The 19,008-nt window shown below is 56.4% G+C and carries 21 protein-coding genes; 19 read left to right on the forward strand and 2 right to left on the reverse strand.

The features are described from left to right. Positions 1-243: 243 nt before the first annotated feature. From LAT62_RS11200 to LAT62_RS11215, 4 genes are all read left to right on the forward strand, one after another. Positions 244-432, forward strand: coding sequence for a hypothetical protein (locus LAT62_RS11200; protein ID WP_293383538.1), 189 nt, complete (start codon positions 244-246; stop codon positions 430-432). Positions 433-564: 132 nt separating this feature from the next. Further along, positions 565-2,145 carry a DUF4942 domain-containing protein gene (locus tag LAT62_RS11205; protein WP_293383541.1) on the forward strand — a complete coding sequence of 527 codons (1,581 nt, stop codon included), beginning with the start codon at positions 565-567 and terminating at the stop codon, positions 2,143-2,145. A gap of 225 nt (positions 2,146-2,370) precedes the next feature. After that, positions 2,371-4,245: a phosphoadenosine phosphosulfate reductase family protein gene (locus LAT62_RS11210; protein WP_293383544.1), complete on the forward strand. Its 1,875-nt coding sequence runs from the start codon at positions 2,371-2,373 to the stop codon at positions 4,243-4,245. Positions 4,246-4,303: 58 nt separating this feature from the next. Beyond that, a complete protein-coding gene (locus LAT62_RS11215) occupies positions 4,304-5,275 on the forward strand; it encodes a DUF6685 family protein (protein WP_293383547.1) in 972 nt (323 codons plus the stop codon). Positions 5,276-5,367: 92 nt separating this feature from the next. Here the strand turns inward: LAT62_RS11215 and LAT62_RS11220 are convergent, their stop codons facing one another. Then, positions 5,368-5,715, reverse strand: a complete 348-nt coding sequence (locus LAT62_RS11220) for a hypothetical protein (protein ID WP_293383550.1) — start codon at positions 5,713-5,715, stop codon at positions 5,368-5,370. Positions 5,716-5,789: 74 nt separating this feature from the next. Further along, the gene (locus tag LAT62_RS11225) at positions 5,790-6,113 is read right to left on the reverse strand and encodes a hypothetical protein (RefSeq protein WP_293383553.1); all 324 of its coding nucleotides are present in this window, start codon (positions 6,111-6,113) and stop codon (positions 5,790-5,792) included. Between the two features lie 68 nt (positions 6,114-6,181). Between LAT62_RS11225 and LAT62_RS11230 the strand changes: the two genes are divergently transcribed. The 15 genes from LAT62_RS11230 to LAT62_RS11300 all read left to right on the forward strand — a co-directional run. Beyond that, positions 6,182-6,559, forward strand: coding sequence for a hypothetical protein (locus tag LAT62_RS11230; protein WP_293383556.1), 378 nt, complete (start codon positions 6,182-6,184; stop codon positions 6,557-6,559). A 134-nt stretch (positions 6,560-6,693) separates the two neighbouring features. Further along, positions 6,694-7,794: a phosphoadenosine phosphosulfate reductase family protein gene (locus LAT62_RS11235; protein WP_293383559.1), complete on the forward strand. Its 1,101-nt coding sequence runs from the start codon at positions 6,694-6,696 to the stop codon at positions 7,792-7,794. A gap of 83 nt (positions 7,795-7,877) precedes the next feature. Beyond that, a complete protein-coding gene (locus LAT62_RS11240; RefSeq protein WP_293383562.1) occupies positions 7,878-8,276 on the forward strand; it encodes a hypothetical protein in 399 nt (132 codons plus the stop codon). Between the two features lie 106 nt (positions 8,277-8,382). Next, positions 8,383-8,838: a hypothetical protein gene (locus tag LAT62_RS11245; RefSeq protein WP_293383564.1), complete on the forward strand. Its 456-nt coding sequence runs from the start codon at positions 8,383-8,385 to the stop codon at positions 8,836-8,838. Between the two features lie 381 nt (positions 8,839-9,219). Further along, on the forward strand, positions 9,220-10,527 hold the full coding sequence (locus tag LAT62_RS11250; protein WP_293383568.1) for a hypothetical protein: 1,308 nt from the start codon (positions 9,220-9,222) through the stop codon (positions 10,525-10,527). A gap of 21 nt (positions 10,528-10,548) precedes the next feature. Continuing rightward, positions 10,549-12,360, forward strand: a complete 1,812-nt coding sequence (locus tag LAT62_RS11255; protein ID WP_293383570.1) for a ParB/RepB/Spo0J family partition protein — start codon at positions 10,549-10,551, stop codon at positions 12,358-12,360. A gap of 27 nt (positions 12,361-12,387) precedes the next feature. After that, positions 12,388-12,843 carry a hypothetical protein gene (locus tag LAT62_RS11260; protein WP_293383573.1) on the forward strand — a complete coding sequence of 152 codons (456 nt, stop codon included), beginning with the start codon at positions 12,388-12,390 and terminating at the stop codon, positions 12,841-12,843. A gap of 12 nt (positions 12,844-12,855) precedes the next feature. Further along, entirely contained in the window at positions 12,856-13,056 is a 201-nt protein-coding gene (locus LAT62_RS11265; RefSeq protein ID WP_293383576.1) for a hypothetical protein, read from the forward strand. Between the two features lie 218 nt (positions 13,057-13,274). Then, positions 13,275-14,015 carry a hypothetical protein gene (locus LAT62_RS11270; protein WP_293383579.1) on the forward strand — a complete coding sequence of 247 codons (741 nt, stop codon included), beginning with the start codon at positions 13,275-13,277 and terminating at the stop codon, positions 14,013-14,015. Continuing rightward, positions 14,015-14,809: a PRTRC system ThiF family protein gene (locus tag LAT62_RS11275; RefSeq protein WP_293383581.1), complete on the forward strand. Its 795-nt coding sequence runs from the start codon at positions 14,015-14,017 to the stop codon at positions 14,807-14,809. The genes LAT62_RS11270 and LAT62_RS11275 overlap by 1 nt, the downstream gene beginning before the upstream one ends. A 569-nt stretch (positions 14,810-15,378) precedes the next feature. Further along, a complete protein-coding gene (locus LAT62_RS11280) occupies positions 15,379-15,690 on the forward strand; it encodes a hypothetical protein (protein ID WP_293383584.1) in 312 nt (103 codons plus the stop codon). A gap of 38 nt (positions 15,691-15,728) precedes the next feature. Then, on the forward strand, positions 15,729-16,166 hold the full coding sequence (locus tag LAT62_RS11285) for a hypothetical protein (protein ID WP_293383587.1): 438 nt from the start codon (positions 15,729-15,731) through the stop codon (positions 16,164-16,166). A gap of 76 nt (positions 16,167-16,242) precedes the next feature. Next, on the forward strand, positions 16,243-17,106 hold the full coding sequence (locus LAT62_RS11290; protein ID WP_293383590.1) for a class I SAM-dependent methyltransferase: 864 nt from the start codon (positions 16,243-16,245) through the stop codon (positions 17,104-17,106). Positions 17,107-17,128: 22 nt separating this feature from the next. Next, positions 17,129-17,395, forward strand: a complete 267-nt coding sequence (locus tag LAT62_RS11295) for a hypothetical protein (protein WP_293383593.1) — start codon at positions 17,129-17,131, stop codon at positions 17,393-17,395. 218 nt (positions 17,396-17,613) lie between these two features. Continuing rightward, the coding region (locus LAT62_RS11300; RefSeq protein WP_293383596.1) for a hypothetical protein at positions 17,614-19,008 on the forward strand (1,395 nt) is incomplete at its 3' end.

The raw sequence follows: 19,008 nt of genomic DNA on the forward strand, positions 1-19,008 counted from the left end.
ATTTGGCCGAAATGTCGATTACCGAGTCTCTGAGTCGATTATTCAGAGGTTCCTTAACGCTGGGCGTCACTGTGCCTGGGCGTCCTTAACTTGTCCTGTGTGTCACCTTCCTGCCTTTGGTGTCCCTTCGCTGCCGCTCAGGGATGGTTATTGTCTGGTCATGCCTGGCTTTGTTGGCGCATGGCGTCTTGCTGGTCAGGCACAATGGACACAGATGAACGACGAGTCTTAGGAGGTGTTTTCATGAACCTGTTGCTGAGTTTTTTCGGCTTGATCCTCGGAGCCTACGAAGCGGCGAGCTTCCTCTCGCCCATCCTGCGGTGGCCTGCGTACATTGCCCTTTCCGCTATTGTGTTGGGTATTGTAATTGGCCTCCTCTATGGCGTTCTTGCACTGCTCGGTATTGGTATTAGCGTGAACGTTACTTGGTGAGGCAAGCTCCGGGTTCGGGTGTCGCAGACGTGACGGCATTCGGGTCTGCCGAGGGCGGTATTTTCTGGGCTCGTTTTCTTGCCACCGAAGTCCAGGTCATCGATGACCAGTTGTATTAAAACGGAGAGAGCCATGTTTGGCTATCAGTTCTACCCCACACCGGAAAAACTTGCAGCCTACATCAAGTCGAAGCTCGACATGTCTGGGGTGCGGCGAGTTCTTGATGGCAGTGCGGGGAAGGGTGACCTTCTGAATGTGTTTGTAACGCCGAGGACGGGGCGGCGCATCAAGACGCTTGCCATAGAAATTGACCCGGGCTTGCAGGCTGTTCTGCGCGAACAAGATCACCAGGTCGTAGATAGCGATTTCCTCCAGTACTGGGGCGGCGATGGTTTTCAAGCCGTTGTGCTCAATCCCCCATTTGCCGATGGCGACAAGCACCTCCTACATGCCATCGATATCATGAAAGGTTCCGGGCAGATCGTTTGCCTGCTGAACGCGGAGACCTTGCGTAATCCCTACACCATCATTCGGCAGGATCTCGTGGCTCGGCTCAAAGCTTTGGGCGCCGACGTGGAGTACTTCCAACAGGCCTTTTGTGAGGCAGAGCGCGCCACCACGGTAGAGGTCGCCCTGGTCACGATCAACATGGGCCAGCGCAAACACAATCAGCAGTACTTTGCTGATATGGAAGCGGATAAGTTTCGCCCAGAGCGTGATGAGCAGGTGATCGGCAATGAAGTTGCTCAGGGTGACCCCGTTGCTGCTCTGGTGGAACGATATGAAGTGGCGCGGGGAGCCGGTCTCGACATGATCGAAACGTTTGGTCGGCGAGCGCCTTTGCTGGGTGAGGCGCTATTCCTATCCACAAAGGATTGGGATGGCCGAATGAGCGGCCAGCAGGATGTGGACGACGTAAGTGCGGATTTCTTGGAGAAACTGCGCGAGCAATACTGGAGCCAGGTCCTCGACATGCCCCAGGCGCAGAAATACCTGACCAGTGCTGCTGAAGCGACTATCCGGGAGCAGATCAATATCAACTCCAAGATGGCATTCAATAAGCGCAACGTTCACGCATTCCTGGAACGCATCGTTGGGGGCTACCGGGAGGCTCTGGAAGCAACCATTGAGTCATTGTTCGACACGGTCACTTCAACGCATAGCTACTATTCGAACTGTGGGGAAAATTATTACTTGTATAGCACCTGGAAGACGAATGATGCCCGCAAGATCAGCCGGAAGATTATTCTGCCGGTTAATTTTTTCGATGATATCTTCCACCGCTTTTCCTCTAGTCCATCTCGCCGTAGTCGCTACGGCGAAGATGACCTCAATGACTTGGACAAGGTGCTGTCCTACTTTTCAGGGCAACAAGACTTTGTGTCGATACTGGAGGCCATCGCAACGGCAGTGAAGGAAGGCGCCACAGGGGATAGCATCGAGTCAACTTTCTTCAAAATCCGGATATACCGCAAGGGCACGACACACTTGGTGTTCAAGGACACTGATGCATTGCGCAGATGGAACATTTTCGTGGGCACCCGCCGAAACTGGCTGTTCAAGGACTACGGTCAAGCGCCTTATGAAACGATGACCTCCGAGCAGCAGGCAGAGGTAGAAGGTTTCGAAGGCAAGCGGAATTATGCGAAGGAAGATAACATTGGGCCACGGATAGGCGCACACCGTATGGTTTCAGCCTTAATCGCCGCTTAGAAATGAACATGTCGCTCACGGATGAACGACAAACCACTTTGTTGTTCATCTGGGCGGCGATATTAACGACAAAACATCTTGGTGTAGCGGTCGGCCTTGCCGTTTTGGGCGCTTCGCTGCGCTCTGCGCTGGGTGGTGAGGATAAATGTCGGTGGGTGTGGCGCCGGCCGCTGTCTCGCTAGCCAGTATGCTGTTGCTATACGAATTTATGGCAGCAGACTCATTATGGCCGAGCAGCAGCACGATCTTTTCTACAGCGCAGACTCCACTGTTTCTGAGGCCTGTTCGCGCCTGCCGTTTCCAGACTTGCTTGAGCAGTCCATTCTGCGCATTGAGCGCGCTCTGGAAGGCTTCGATGTTCTGGCGCCCGGGGTCAGCTATGGGAAGGATAGCGGGGCGATGCTGGCGCTGTGCCTTGAGGCTGTCCGTCGTTACAAGGCCCGAACCGGCGTGAGCAAGAAGGTAGTGGTTCTGACTGCAGATACTCGCGCGGAGAATCCCAAGGTTACATTGCTGGCGCATGAGATGAGTTCGCAAATGCTCGCCTGGGCGCGGGCGCAAGGACTTGATGTACAGCAGCGCTTTGTGATGCCCAGGGCGCAGGATGCTTACCTGGTCTCGATGATCGGTGGCAAAGGCATCGCCAGCACTCCGTCCGGCTCGTCCGCCTGCACGATCGATCTGAAGAAACGTCCGATGGATCTGGCCAAGCGCGAACTCAGCAAGCACTATGGGGCAGGCCGCATTCTGACCCTGATCGGTACTCGCTATGATGAGTCACAAACGCGTGGCGAGCGTATGCGAGGCCGCGGAGAGCGGTTTGATGTGCCATACCTGTCTGGCGACGGCCAATGGATGCTGTCGCCTATTGCTGACTGGACTGTGGGTGATGTCTGGCAGTTCCTCAATGGGGCTCATGACGCCAACCGCATTGGCTTTGAGACCTTCTCTGATTTTGTTCCAACCATAATTCTGTATGAGGGGCTGGGCGAGTCTACCTGCTCAATCGGTGCCGTCGACCCGACTTTTGGTCAGGCAGGGAACACCTGCAGCGGTGGGCGGACAGGGTGTTGGATTTGCCAGAAGGTGAGCCGGGATCACAGCCTGTGGTCGATGCTGGACCGGTGGCCGGAACTGAAGCCTCTTGTGATGCTCAGCGAAGCCATTCGGGCGGGCCATGACGTGCGCCGCAACCGTACCTGGCTGACTCGGGCCATTGATGCAGATGGTTGTTTGTCGATTTCGGCTGGGGCGTATTCTCCGGAATGGCAGCAGCAGTTGCTGCGCTGGGTTTTGTCGGTGGACATGATGGAAGACCGCTGGTCTGAAAACTCCGGCAAGCCGCGCCGGTTCCCGCCAATCATGGATGCAGAGCAGTTGCTGATGATCGGTTTTTTCTGGGCCCGATATGGTGTCCAGAAGCCGGGTTCGCTAATCCGGATCATTGAGGAATTTGGTATCTACTTCACTTGCGATGGCGAGATCCGCTATACCGCTGACCTGTCGGTCTGTGAGGTAGTGACAGAGGACAAAATACAGAAACTGCGCTCAGCGGCAGAGCCGCACTTGATGAAGCGCAATTTCGGCCGAATCAATGTGGCTGGCTCAGATTCTGGCGCCAAGGCTTCCTATTTCGACCCTGTGGTGGCGATGTTTGCGGACACGTCTGGAGCCGATGGTCGTTCTGACTTGAACGCATCAGCTGAGAGCAGTTACGTCTCTGGCGATGGCCGTAGACATGATGTGATTGGCTATGCGGACCATATCGCTGTTGACCTTGCAGCAATCACTGATCCCGCCTATATCCATGTTTGTGCCGATTTCATTTGGTGGTGGGCAATGGAGTTCGCCGATGGTTCCAAGTCAAGTGCTCAGGAACTTCAGTGGCTGGTTCAGACTGGTGTCATCCGTGCCGGCAGAGGCTACCAGTCCCAGTTGGCTGATGCGCAGTTGCGGTGCCACGCTCTGGGTGATGTGGTAGCGCATTATGATGTGTCTGACCCAAATTCCCTACGACAGCACCCGGCTTATGTGTCTGGCGGCGAACCAGACACTGGCGACCAATTTGATATTGAGGACCTGATCATGGCAGCCGTGTGAATAGCCCTGCTTGGTCGCAAACCTTGGAAACTGAATCAAAACTATTGGAGGACTATCAATGGGCAATATCCACGGCGCAGTCAATGCTCTGGCTCGTAGCGTTATGCCAGACTCATATCTCGTCGGCAATATTCGGCTTCGTGAAGACCTGCCGGATCTGCCCAGTCGCTGGTCGTATCACGTCAACGGTCGGTCTCGGCTAGCACTGGAAGGCTTCAGTTCCTTGCGCGTAAGGCCAGGGTACCGTGATGGTCACAACCAGGCGATCGCAGCGCTTCGGGAGTGGGTCGAGATTGAGCACTGGGCTTCGTTTCGAGCACTGACACAATTCTCAGGGTGCATGGCGTCCCGCGCGTTTTCAGGAGATTGGGCCGACCCTGAAAACACACCCAGTACGTTATCTGATTGGGCGAGGATAGTTCTCCAGAGTCCGGATTTTTCTGGTTGGGCCGACCTATCCGATGAAGAGATGTTCATGAGCGCGATGCCACACGTCAGGGCGCGCACTGATTCAGGCGTGGCAGCAGTCACTGACAGTTGGTCAGAGCGCTGGTGGCTTGAGAACAAAGATGCGTCGCACCATTTTGCTATCGCCTGTCACCTAGCCCAGAAACTCGGTTCTTCGGCCACAATCGATGATTTGCCGCACAAGCGATTTTTCCTCAACACAGGAGCACTCGACCGGGCGATTCACTTCTGTGACATTGCACTGCTGCCGGCATCGAGCTCTTCTGTGTTCCTTGGCGATATCGTAGGCTTGCCGGCGTCTCTTCCTGAAGAGACGGTGGCCAGAGAGATTGGGTTGGCGGTCTTTCCAGTTGACCTGGACCATCCGACCAAATGCTTTCACCTGATCCTGGTTGATCGTTCTGCACGGCGAGCCGATGTTGGCCAGAGAGCGCTCGCAGAGGGGAGGGCGCGGGGTGTTCTATGGTCGCTTGAGCGGGTCTCTTCGATCCAGTTTCACAATTCGCCGGCGCCCAGCGAATTGCCTAAAGGCACTCCGCACACACCATTCGTGCCGGAATAACAGGGATTGTTCGGGAGGTCTGTGAGTGGTGGTGCGAAGGTCTTCCTGGATGGGAGTGGGCGGCCTTGGCCGCCCTTGGCGGGCATCGGTCTTCAGGCTGCCTTTTCCTTGCCGCCTGCAACACTTAGCGCAGGGGCTTCTTCCGTCTTGCCTGCAACAGTCTTCTCGGCCTCAGCCATCAATGCCTTGATCTCTTCTCTCAACCGGGTCTCGTCAACAGCCAGCTTCTCAGCCTTTAATTGATCCTTCTCCAAGCCCTGCAGAGTGGCAATCGCATCACGAATCTGGTTGCCATTGATCTGCTCGATTGCATGGCTTTTTCGTTCGGACAAATCTTCAAACTCAACGAGTTTTTCCAGAACCTTATCGAGTTGGTTGTTCGCCTTCTGGATTTTCTTTCCGGTTTCTTCCAAAGCTTTGCCCACCTCAGCGTAGTTCATCTTGATCCCCTGCAGTTATCTGTCAAGCCATAACTGTACATATGTACAGCCCCTATGTCACGCAACATCCTGGGTCAGTGGCGCAGCCATTCGTGTGGCCACGGAGGTTGCGCCATAGTTTCCAATACATAGAAAGCGAACTTTGCCCCATAGTCTGCATGGCCGGACGCTTCGTCACTGGCCTTTCGCACGTCGTCGCGAGAGGGAGCAGGAAAGTTGTAACGCTCAGCGACCCGCAAGGCTTCCTTATGAACCTGTTCAATCTCAAATTCGATCCACTCAAGTCCATCAGCCTTGTTCCGGTGGGATGCCGCCTCCACAAAGGCGTCGTACAGTTGGGCGGCCGGGGCCAGTCGGGGACGGAATATGTCTCTTTGCTTTCTGCGGAGCGTGAGCATTTATGGCACTCTTGTATATAGTATATTACCATTGTACTGTGTACTGACCATTTATAACAGGCCTCGACATGGACAATGATCCTCGCAGTGTTCGCATTTTTTCCGTCACCAAACCATGTGCAAATTGTCCTTTCCGCTGCGACGGCAATGCCATCGATCTGGCCCCCGGCCGGCGTGACGATATCCTGAACGGCCTCTTGCGAGGCGGCGATCCGACCTTCAGTTGCCACAAAACAGTGTATCGGAACGACGGAAGAAACTTTGCCGAGGAAGGCGCATACGATCCCACTGATGTTTCGGTGTGCGCCGGCGCCGAAGCAGTACTGGAGAAAATAGGCCGCAATAGTCAAATCGTGCAGATCGCCAAACGTCTGGGCGTCATCGCCCCAGATCACTATCACCTCGCCCACCCACAGACCATCACCTGGCTACCTACGGAGGCCTAAGCAGGCGCGTCCGTACACCGCCTCGCTGCGCTCGGCGGGGAGTTTTGATCGGGCATGTCGGGCCTGTCTCCGCCTCTGCGGGCCGCTTCTGTTGAGACAATAGCGTCATCGTTTCGAACGAAGGCCTTGATGCTATGACAACTCACAAGTATGACGACCAGGTGATCATTCCTGCCATTGGCGCTCAGTTGGACATGTGGGGCGTTGATGAGTCCCTGACTCCGGTTGGTGTCTACTTTGAGTGCCCGGAAGTGGATCTGGACTCCTATGATCACATTGTGGTCTGCCACAGTGGCGGCAAGGACGGCTGGGCAGCCTTCCTCTCCATCCTGGAGTCTGGTGTAGACCGCTCCAAGATCGAGCTGTGGCACCACGACGTGGATGGCCGTGAAGGTAGCTCTCTGATGGACTGGCTGTTCATGGCGGACTACAACCGCAAGCTGGCCGAGGCATTCGGCGTGCCGCTCTACTTCTCCTGGCTTGAGGGTGGCTTTGAGGGCGAGATGCTCAAGCACGAGTCCTTCTCCAAACCCCATGTCATCGAAACGCCGGACGGAGTAAAGCGACTGGAGCGCAATACCACCCGCGCCAAGCCAGGCACCCGGCGCCGGTTTCCACAGGTGTCCATGGACCTCCAGACCCGCTGGTGCAGCGGCGCCCTCAAGATCGATGTTGGACGCCGGGCTATCAACAACCAGGAACGCTTCAATCGTGGGCGCACGCTGTTCATCACTGGTGAGCGGCGTGAAGAGTCCTCCGGGCGAGCGAAGTACAACCAACTGGAACCGCATTTCTGTGACCGCCGCTCTGGCAAGCTCAGTCGTCACGTCGATCATTGGCGCCCAGTGTTGCACTGGAGCGAGGAAGAGGTCTGGGCCATCCTTGAGCGCCATCGGGTCATCCCGCCTGTCCCCTACAGGCTTGGATGGGGTCGGAGTAGTTGTATGACGTGTATCTATAATGGCCCGAGGATCTGGGCAACGATGCGCGAGTACTTCCCTGAGCGGGTGCGAGCCATCCAGGCCTATGAGCACGAGTTCAAGACCACCATCAGCCGGGATCGGATCGACGTTGTGGATATAGCCACACGCGGCAAGCCTCTTGAGATTGATGACGCTGAAGCTCTGGAGCAGGCCATGAAGACAGAGTACACCCTGCCCATCATGCTGCCGGAAGGGCAGCGCTGGCAGATCCCAAAGGGTGCATTCGGTGTCGAGTCTTGCGGGGCCGACTGACACTCCATTCAGTGCGATGGTGGAAGCACTATCGACCAATCACGCGGCGATTAATCGTCGCAGATAGCACGAGGCAGAAACCAATGATTCAATTGAATGTTTACAGCAGAGACAAAGAGAGCGGCCTTATCGAGTTTCGTGGCACGCAAGAATGGTTCAGTGTTCGCCAGTTTCTGGACGCCCACGGGCGGGACCGTGGCGAAATGCAAGGAGGGCTGGAAAGCGGATTCATGGGGTGGCCAGACGATCAGATTCTGTGGGCCGGTTTGAGCGGTGTCGGCATGGGCCAAACAAACATGGTCAAGCACCACAAGACACCGGAGGATGCCGAGGCATGGTGCGCACCGGGCCAAAAGGTTGTCAAGGTCGGGAATGCCAATCCGCGCTATCAGGTGGTGTCAGAAGACTACCGTGAGGGGCCACAACCAGAACCGCGTTCGGTTTTTCCATACGGTGCCATTCGCACGGGTGTTCATCAATAGAGGCCTCCGGGCTGGCAGATCCCAAAGGGTGCTTTCGGTGTTGAGTCTTGCGGGGCCGACTGACACTGCCCAGCACACCATTCACTGATAACTCGAGGAGAGCGTCATGAGCACGAATCACACTGTCGACAATTACGCGCTGGCGCACATCGTGCGCCAGCTCCTGCTAAATCCCTCAGATGTAGGGCACCTGGATGATGCCGAGGTCAATCAGCGGTTTCGTGACGATCTCGCTGGGCTGGTGGCCGACTACTGCGGAGGGACGGTAGTGGCGTCTGATCCAGGCAGCGTCACCCTGCAAGCCAATGACTCCTCCCCGGAGCCGGCAAACGACGTCTGGGCTTATGGTGAGCGGATCAACGGGCACCGTTATCGACTCTGGCAGGGACGGGAGGCCGGCGATGACGATGATACTGTCTCGATTTCATTCGGGTCGATTGAGAGTACGCATCGCCATTTTGCCCAGTGTTTCAACCTGTCTGCAGACGAGCTTGATGACCTGCAGCAGGCGGATAGTGAAGCAAAGTTCTTCACCCTGGTGTCAGGCCAAGAGGTTGCCTGACCTGGCTGTGTATGCGGAGAGGATTTAGGAATGCGCGGTAACGCACGCCAGGTTAGCCAGGAAGAACTGAACGAAATGTGGGAGCGCTACAGGCGTGGCCAGGGGCCTTCGTTAATCGCCCATGCAATGGGCCGTAGTCGCTCTGTGGTCTCTGCGGCACTGAACGGCAAGAGGAAGACCAAGCGCCATCGTGCACCGGAGAGAAAGCCCTCCAAGAGCCATTCTTTGTGCGCACCCTGGGTATAGCGATATGGAATCCCCAGGGTGGCCCTGCAGGGTTTGGGCTGTCCAGCGCTTCGCTTCGCTCTGCGCAGGGGCTTGGTCCGTCATTGCGGGTGATGGCTTGCTCCGCTGTCTGGGCCTCCGTGGGATTATGGGCACATGAATCAGATCGCAGACAAGCCAACCACGCCGTGTGAAAGCGAGCACAGCAGCTCTTTTACTGGCTATCGCATCCCGAATTGGTCCGACCTGGTGGCCATGCACGGTGGCGCCAGGGAGGGCACTTACTGGGGTAATAGAGGTGTTACGCCGTTCATGGTCAGAAGCGTTCTTGATCTGGCCGAGGAGGCGGGCATAGCAAGTGATCTTGATCTGCCTGCCTTTAAGGACAGCGAGGCTGTGTTTGAGGTCGCGCTGGGAGATTTGGCGGATACCACGCTACAGCGTTTGGGTGCCCTGCTAAAGCAGGAGTATGTGGCCACCGTTTCCTCGTGTCCCTTGCTGGCCCAGGATGACTCCTATGAGCCTTGGCATCTTGGCACCAATTCCATGCATTTCTTCTTGCTGAGGCTCGATACAGAAGGCCTGTGGCTGGCGTGTAACGGGACGCTGCAGGTGGCCAGCGTGGACGTTGTCGACCGGGGGGCTCAATCTCGAGCGATTCTCAAAGCCATTGCCCAGCAGTACTCCCGATGGCTTCCAGACGGAGTCAATTTTGAATTCTTCCACGCCAATTTGCTGATGTCTGGACCGCACCTGGAGATAGAGTTTGTCGAGGAGTTCTCGCTGGAAGCGGTTGAGCAGGCGCTGTTTATTGTCCGCGAGCGCAGTGAAGACGATGTTGAGCGAGCGCTATTTGAAGTGATGTCTGATTCATTCGATGCCAGTGGCTGCAGTGATATTGCGAAGACGCTCTGCGAGTTGGTGCCTGAGGCCTTCATTGAGAATTTGCAGTATGGCGTCGATGCGCACGAAGACTGCGTTAGCGCCTTCCGTTTCAGCCTGCTGGCGCAAAAGTGGGGATGGCTGTTGCGCGAGGATGCGAAGAAAGATGTTGACCAACCCCTGCTGGGGCAAGTGACCCAGTGGGCCAATGGCTTGGCCTACATGTCCGATCAGGATTTCTCCAACATCATCACATCAGGGGGTGATCCGGTTGTGCGGCCAATGTCCCTGAAGCGCTTTCCCGATACTACGAGACTCACGGCCTGCGATGAAGAGAGTGATCTGGTCCGGGAGTGGTCCAGCGATCTTCTGGATATGCTTTTTGCGGGCATGCAGGAGTGGAGTGATACGGCAATGAGCAGCCTGCCTGAAGACGGCACTGCCTGGCTGTTTCTGATGGAATTTGTCAGGCGTATGGCCGTCCTTGATTGCTTGTTCTTTGCATCAAATTTCGATGATGAATCAGTGTGCGAAGCACTTCGCACCAGACCCATAAACCCACCCGCTGCCCAGGCGGCTTGAGAACACATTAAAGGAGTCGGCATGACTGTAGCAGAGCAGAAGGGCGTGGGCGTGACCATAGACGGTGAAGTCATTGAGAACCGGGCGCTGATGACGCTGGGCATTGACGAATTGGTGCCCGCACCCTGGGGGAACTTCCGTTTGCAGCGTGACCCCGGGTCCTTCGCCGAACTGAAGGAGAGCATTCGGGCCGAAGGCATCAACCAGAATCTGGTGGTTCGCCCAGTGCAGGCGCAGGGCGGCTGGGTTTATCAGGTACTGGCAGGTTATGGTCGCTGGGAGGCGGCCAAGGATGTTGGGCTGGCGCAGGTGCCGGTGATGGTTCGCCTGGTGGACGACCGGCAGGCGAAAAACATTATGCTGGCTGAGAACGCTGTGCGTGAGGACCTGAATGATGCAGTACTCATCGAACAATACGCGGCCCTGGTAGGCAATTTTGATGGTGACTTCAACAAAGCTGCTGAGTTCCTTGGGGTCAGCGAGTCCAAGCTTCGCCGCTACGTTCAGTTGAAAAACTGCCATGAAGGCGTTCTGACGGCTCTGGCCAACAAGTTGATTCACCTCGGCCATGCAGAAATTCTGTCGCAACTGGCGACTGATGAGCAAAAGAGGCTTCTGGACCGGGTAATTGTGGAGGGCTTGTCGGTCAAGGAGTTGCGCGACGTGGCTGCCCGAGTTCAGGTGCCCCTGAGTTATGCCCGGTTCGACAAGGCTGACTGCGTGGCCTGTCCGCACAACTCTGAGGTACAGCAGAGCCTGTTTGACTCCGGGGTGGCCGGTGGGCTGTGTGGCAATTCGGAATGTTTCAAGGCCAAGTCTGGCGAGTGGTTCCGCGCGCATTTGGCAGAGCTTGAAAGCGACCATGCCACGGTCATTGGAGAGAACGTCAAACCCGTGAGCGATACCCAGCGCATTGATGCGGTAGTTCTGGGCGATGAGCATGTGAAGAACGAATGTGCGGGTTGCGCTCACAATGCGGTGATAGTCAGTACGGCACTGAAGACGTTTGGTGACTGCACCGAGGGGCGGTGCACCAACCAGGAGTGCTTCGATCAGGCCAAAGAAGCCTATCGCCTGGCCACCGGGCCCGAGGCGTCTGCTGGCGCTGAACAGTCTCATGAGGTCCCGGCACCCGAGGCGACTCCGGCACCTGCCAGCCAAGGGGCTACCAACCCGCCTGCCAAAAAGAAGACCACGGCGAAAGCCACGCCCAAAAAGCAGTTGAACTACCACGCCAAAATTCAGCGTGTGGCGGCGGCTCGATATCTCAAGGATCACCGTGAGGCTGCCAATCTCGATCTGGTGTTTGCGGTGGCTGGCGCGATCAATGCCTTTCCCGGGAACTTTGACGGCAAACTTGAGGGCGACCTGGAATCAGTGCAGGTGACCTGCAGTATCCCAAAACTGATTGAAGTCTGCAGCCGGATGTCCCGAGAGCAACTTGAGGAGACCCTGGCGAAGGTGTCTGACCTGTGGGTTGAGCAGGCCACTTCCAAGTACGGTGGTGAGGACCTCTACAGTGATGGCGTTTTTCAGCAGGTTAACAAGATGGCTCGCGGTGGGGATGGGTCTGCAGCCTATTACATTGATGCCTGGCAGCCCAGTGAAGAAAGCCTGAGTGTTTACACCAAGGCAGAGTTGGAAATCGTACTGAGTGAAGCTGTTGAGCCTCATGAAAGCTTCCGCGATTTCTATGAACGGACGCATGGCAAGGGAGCCTTTAAGAAGTTGATGGCGATGAAAAGCAAGGAGCGATTGGAGGCCATTCTGTCTTGCACTGACTTCAATTGGGCCGGGTTCGCGCCGCGCCCTTACCTGACTGACAACGCGTAAAGCTGACCAATAACCAAGGAGATTCGCATGAATACGATCCAAGCATTGAACGATCTGCTCACCACCGTTGGGGCCGACCGGGCTATTCTCAACATCAAAGCCGGTCAGGACGGGAAGGTCCATGTGGTGTGTCAGGTGGTTGATATGGCGCAGCACTCCATGTCACTGGATGACGAGGAGGCCTCGGGGGTTAACGAGTTGCGTGCGGCGCTGGCCAGGCCCATCGCGTTTACGGGTGAAGCCCGGACTGCAGACGTTGAACTGTCCGAACAACTGGGCAAGCTAACACCCGCCTACGGGGCCGCGATGCAGCGCTACAGCGAGCGCACGACCACCGACGACACTGTGGAGGCTTTGCACAAGGCCACCGAAGGTGCTGCGGATGACGGTGGCGCAGACGCAGAGGCGCCTGGCGCTGAAACCGAGGCCGAGGCCACCACTGCGAGTGGCGGTGTTTCTGACGACAATCCATCCCTGCTGTAAGCGAGGCATAGCATGAAATCGTATTTTGTTATCGAAGGCAGTCGCCGCGTCGAGTTCCCCCAGCCCGAGCTTGGGCTGCAGGAGAACAAGAAGTTGCTCAGTCAGCACTTTCCGATGCTGCGCAACACAACAGTCTACGAAGAAGATGCGGAGGTCCAGGGCGAGGATATCCTCTATCCCATCTATCTGCCTCCGGCCAAAACCAATGGGTGAGGATGCCCTTACGGTGGAGCAGTGGAAGGCCAGTCATCTTGCGCGGTACGAAGCAATGCTGGACGACAACCGGACGACAAGGCAGGGCGGCCAACAGGTGACTATTGACTGGAGGGGCTTTGTTCGCCGAGCGAAGGACCTCCCCGTCAGTCGCCAACCCATGTCGATGGCGGTGGCCACGCGGCACTTGCCACCCCTACTGTAATTGGAGACATCACATGTTCACTGAAATCGAAGGCACAGGCGGCGTGGAGACACTGCCCGATACGGCTTTGTTGCTGCGGCGCGAAGGTGGTGACCACATGATGGTGGCCAACATTGAACCCAGCGGTGCATTGGGAGGCCTGAAGCGCGTATCCAATGCGGATGCCGCCACTGTGCTGCAGGAGTCTCTGAAGCTGGGTGGTGACAGCCGGTCGATGTCAGGCTCTTACCAGGGCCTTGATGCCGGTCGGATTCCTGACACCCTGATCTATCAGGACAAATGGATGATTGTCTTTGCTGACCCGGGTGGTGATTGGGCGCCCCTGTACTATCGGGGTGAAGCAGGGCTTTTTTGCGACAACGTCCAGTGGCCGCCGCTGATCTATATCTGGACTCGCTCAAGGCTCTATGTCCTAGCCTATGACGGCGGGCCGGTTTCGGAGAACACTGCGCTGTTTCACGCACCACTCCCAAACATCGGGCGGGATGGCGAAGTGTGCATTGGACAGGCTGACATGCCAGAGCACTTTGTGGCCAACCAGGCAAACTGGTCTCTGGTGCGCGGCGTGATGCGTGACACCAGCTTCTCTCACATCAACCACACGGCAGTGGTCGCGGGCGACCCGGACACAATGGATGACAAACAGTGGCTCAAGGTCTGGCAGTCCCGTATCGCGGCGGACACTGGGCTGCTGGAAGAGGACCTGGTGTCCTTCGATGAAACACTCGGTGAATTTCTGCAGGGGATAGGCTAATGGGCGAGAAACTCTATTTTGGCGGGGACCTGTCAGCCAGAGAACCTGTCCAGATCATTCTGGTCGGGGCAGGCGGTACGGGCTCGGAGATGCTGGCGCGTTTGGTGAAGATGCACTTTCGCCTGACCGCACTGGATATGCCTGGATTGCACGTCACGGTCCTTGACCCCGATGTCGTCAGTGAGGCGAACGTGGGGCAACAGAATTTCTGGCCGAGTGATGTCGGTCTGCCGAAGGCACAATTGCTGGTGGAGCGCTACAACTGTGCCGCTGGGCTTGGCTGGGGATACGGTAACTGCGCATTCTCCCCGGATATCCTTGGTGAGCATCAGATCAACGGACCCGCTGGTGGCGCAATCCTCATCACTTGCACGGATAGCCCTGAATTGCGCTGGGAGATTGGTCAGTTTGACCTTGGGTCCATGCTCTGGATCGACAGCGGCAACGACAGGGCCAGTGGCCAGGTCGTGCTCGGCCATACTGGCGATGTCCACGCCCAGTATGTGCCCAATGTGGCTGACTTGTACCCAGGCCTTGAGACAACCTTCAAAGTGGAAGGCGATAGCTGCTCAGCGGCAGATAGCTTGCGCAAACAGGCTTATGGCATCAATGAGGCAATGGCGGCGAGTGTGGGTCGCATGGTTTGGGAACTGGTGTACAACTCATGTATCGACTATCACATGACTCTGATCAATCTTGCCGATGATATCGTGGAGCAAAAGCTGCCCATTGACCCGGAGCAGTGGGCCATCATGGGCTTTTCTCGCTCACAGGCGCAGGGCGTGGCAGCCTAGTCGGTGCAGAAAAATGTCGTTGCTTCTTGGCCGTCTTTGCTCGGGTGCTAGTGTGTGAGCACCTCCAATACCAGGGACCCTAACAGTGACTTTTTCAAAAGATCCATTTGCTGAAGCAACTGAGCCTGTCGTCATAGCAGACGGACCGATGGCGGTTGGGGGTCACCAGGCGTATTCCGTATTACCCGAGGGCTATCTTGGCGTCTGTGAGGTGGTCGATGGCGACGATAAGATTCTCGCTGTGGCCCCTCGCGATGTGGCGTTCAGCATAGCGTCGTATGCCATCAGCCCAGATGGCGGCTGCACCTCTGCTACCGTTCAACCTGCGCCTGGCGCCCGGGTGACGCACACCGACCTGCTGGACTGGATGCTATAGCTCCGTCCGGCCGGCACCTCGCGCTGCTTGGTGCGGGGTCTTGGTTTTGTCATTCACGGGTTCGGTTGGGCGGCTTCTGCTCCGCATTCGATATAATACCGAATGTTATCTACATATAATTGCCATCATTGGTCAAATGTGTACCTTATTATAGTTGTTCCTACTGCAAACTCGTTTGGCTGGAGGTAAGTGCATGAAGGTATTTCGATACAACCCGGCCACTGGCCAGAGAGGGGATCTCATTGATGAGATACCTGTTGCAACCTACACCGGCCAGGGCGCCGCGCATCAGGGCTACTGTTTTCCACCGCCCGCAGGTGAGGTTGGCTCTGAGTGGACCATCCATGTAGATGCCGGCACTTACGGTGAAAGCTATCTGCGTGATGAGTGGATCTGTTTTTGCCTGGGTCGGCATAGTGCAGGTCGGGATGATCCTGGCATTTGGCAATGGGTTGTACTGCCGCCACGACAGGCTCTGCAGTCTGTTCCAATGGCAGTGGCCTAATCAACATTTCAGAGGGAATCATGAAGCCTGTGTGCTTAATGGCCGAAGTATTTGCGGCCGACCGTAAGGCGAGTGCGTGCGTCAACTTGCTGTTCGTGGCGCTCGAAGAAGAGTTGCTGACACAAATAGCCTCTGCTCAGCGCTCTGTGGCTGGCAAAGATGGGGAGCCGATATCTCTTCCTTTTCCTGGCATCTGGATGAGCTTTGATCGCGAACAGGGGTGCAATGCCAACCCCTGTAATCCCGATGAGCACGAAATGGATGGCCAGCGCATTGAAGTGTTCGGCAACGGAAGCCTGCGCTTTCATGGCTCCGATCAGACGAACTGTTCGGTGACTTCAGCGGCCATCGACTTGGCTCAGGTGAGGGCGGACGGCACGTTTGACATCGAAGAGTGCTACGTCGCATACGTTGACGAAGAAGGATGTCTGTCGACTATCAAGGAAATTGAGGCCGCAGGGCGCTTGCCGGCCTGACTTACTAATAATGAGTTGGTGGCGATCTGGTGCCGCCAATTGCCATATCATCACACAAGATAATTAAGAGTTTGCAATGAGCTTAGATTCCAAAGAGTTTGGCCTGGTCTTTGCCCAACAATTGACTGGCCTGGAAGACCTGCATTACGGCTACTGGGATGATTCCGTTCCGGACACGTCAGTTGTGTACATGAAACAGGCGCAACAGCGCTACACAGATCAACTGATCGACACCCTGGAGCACCATGGCAAGCCGTCCATGCGGGTGCTTGATGTTGGGTGCGGTACTGGCGCGGTGCTGGAGGCACTGAGTGAGCGGGGACACCAGGTGGATGGTGTGATACCGGCGCCGCACCTGGAAAAACAGGTTCGAGGTCGAGTACATCGTCGAGGCTTGGACAGCCAGGTCTGGGGTTGCACGATGGAGGCCTTGCCGGTCTCCTCAATCGAGCGTCGGTACGATGCAGTGCTGTTCAGCGAAAGCTTCCAGTACATCCCCTACTCAGTAGCTCTTGACCACGCATGGGAACTACTCAAGCCAGGTGGTGTGGTGTTGATCTGCGACTTCTTCAAAACCGAGCACAGCGGTGATGGCAAGCCCGGGGACCGCAGCTTTGGCGGCGGCCACAAGTATCATGGCTTCCTCGATTGGTTGGGTACAAGTGAGTGGCGCTGTGTCCAGAACGATGACATTACCGCCTATACAAGTCCCAATATCCGTCTGCTCGACGAATTGCTGACGCAGCGGCTGGCGCCTGCAGCATCAACGCTGAACACCTTCCTATCTAGTCGCCACCCATGGATGCTGGCGCTGTTCAAGAGGCTGTTTCGAAAGAAACTTCGCAAGCTGGAGTACAAATACCTCAGTGGTCACCGCAGCCAGGCTGTGTTCGAGCGCTATAAAACGTATAGACGCCTGGTATTGATCAAGCCGGAATGAAGGGGGAGTTGTTGTTGTGTCTATGATCACATTTGTTACGGATATTCGACCGGGAGAGTCGCCGATTTTGACGGACTCCAACCGCTACTGGGATCTGGTGATTACCGACTTGGCAGGAGTGGATGGGAGCTTTCGAATCCCGGCACCGCCTTCCGGGTGGACGCATGACGTATTGGAGTCCCACGCTCACGCTGGACCGGTTACCCAAGATGGCCTCAATGCCTATCTCGTCCCGCAGGCGCAGTCACTGTCAGAGCGCCACTGCTTTGTCGGTAGCACTGAGGTTTAGGGCCGTATAGCTAGACCGCTTCTCTTCCCGGGCTTTCGGTGCCGGCGCTTATTCATATTGCTGGCGTTTAGAGAATGACGATTGACCTCGGCAGTGTCTGGCAGTACAGTTAATTATATATCTAAAGCACTTCATATAATTGGTTGTTTATTGGGTTATATACATATTCTCGAATAGCATATATATTTCGCGGGAACCCCATTGCAAGAGGTCAATCAATGAAGTACTTGCTCATCCTGCTCACTGTTCTGCTGGCTGCTTGTAACTCAAGCAGTAGCTCCAGCAGTTCCAGTGACAGTTCCGATTCTGATGATTCCAACGGCGAACAGGAAACTGAACAGCGCATCCTCTCCGAGGACGATGCTGCGAAAGCGACGCCTGTTGTACTGGATGCCGTTGCCAGCCTTTTGGTCAACCAGGACAAGAGCCCGCTGCACCGGCCCATGTCTCTGGTCACTGGCCTGCATGTATCCGTCGATGACTTCTTCGACGCCCGCCACTGCGATTACAGCAATGCCGGCGACTTCGATGGCTCCGAGACACTGTCTGATGAGATTGATCTGTGGTGTGCCACCAGTCTGCGGGTTGGCCTGATCGATGACGACGATGAGGACAGCGGCTACCGCTACCAGGAATCCCTGCTCACCATCGAGTCCACCGCACTGGAGCGCTCCGGTGAAGCGGAAGTTGAGGTCCAGTGGTCCGAGTGGACAGCAGGCGAAGACTACCGCATCGAAGAAGATGATATCGGCCCCGACTATGACCTGGCCGGGCTGTATGACGACGGCGAAATTGCCGACCTGGCGCAGTCGCGCTGGTCTTTCCAGGTGTCCACCGCCGATGCGCCCTTCGGCGAGCGGTCTGACACCGACTATGATGCCCGCCTGGCCACGGCCGAGAGCCGACTGGTGTCCGCGGATGATGAAAGCTGGGTGAGAGACGCCCGTTTCAACGAACTGAATATCGATATTAAGGGCGACACCGCCAACATCTCCGGGCGCATGCTCCGCGAGGTGCCGGATGTCGGCATGGTGTCCTACGAAATCATTGAGGTTCACCCGGCCGTGCGCTCCGGTGACCAGATCGAGTCTTCCGAGCACCGCATCGAGTTCGACAACTCCGACTGGTATGTGACCCTGACCACCCTGGGTGAAGACGGCTACCGTCTGGAGTCCAACATTGAAGGTGTATCTCACGTCTACACCGGCAACGCCTGGCTGGAATGGCAGACCGAAATGTCGCTGCAGGACCATGCGTTCGAACTGGCCCTGACCACTGAGTCTGATCAGACCGGAAGCGATGAAGCCGAAGTCGAGGTTCAGGCGAGCGGCTACTACAAGGTCCCGGGTGACCTGATCATCGGCGGCGATCTGTTCTCACTGGGTACCAGTATACTGGCCTTGGAGACGGGAGATAACGACTTCCAGGTGGTCGCCATCGACGGCCTCAATCGCCGACTGGTCGAAGACATTACCATCACGCAACTCGCGGACGCTCCGGAGGTCACACTGAATCCGTCAACCACGCTGACGGCGGATGACACCGCCACCATTGAGGTGGTTGTCTCCTCGGAGATCGGCTACACCGTCTCCGGTGATCTGAGCGAAGGCGAC

Origin of the sequence: Natronospirillum sp. (genome assembly GCF_022565775.1) — a bacterium.
In the GTDB taxonomy this organism is placed as follows: Bacteria; Pseudomonadota; Gammaproteobacteria; order Pseudomonadales; family Natronospirillaceae; genus Natronospirillum.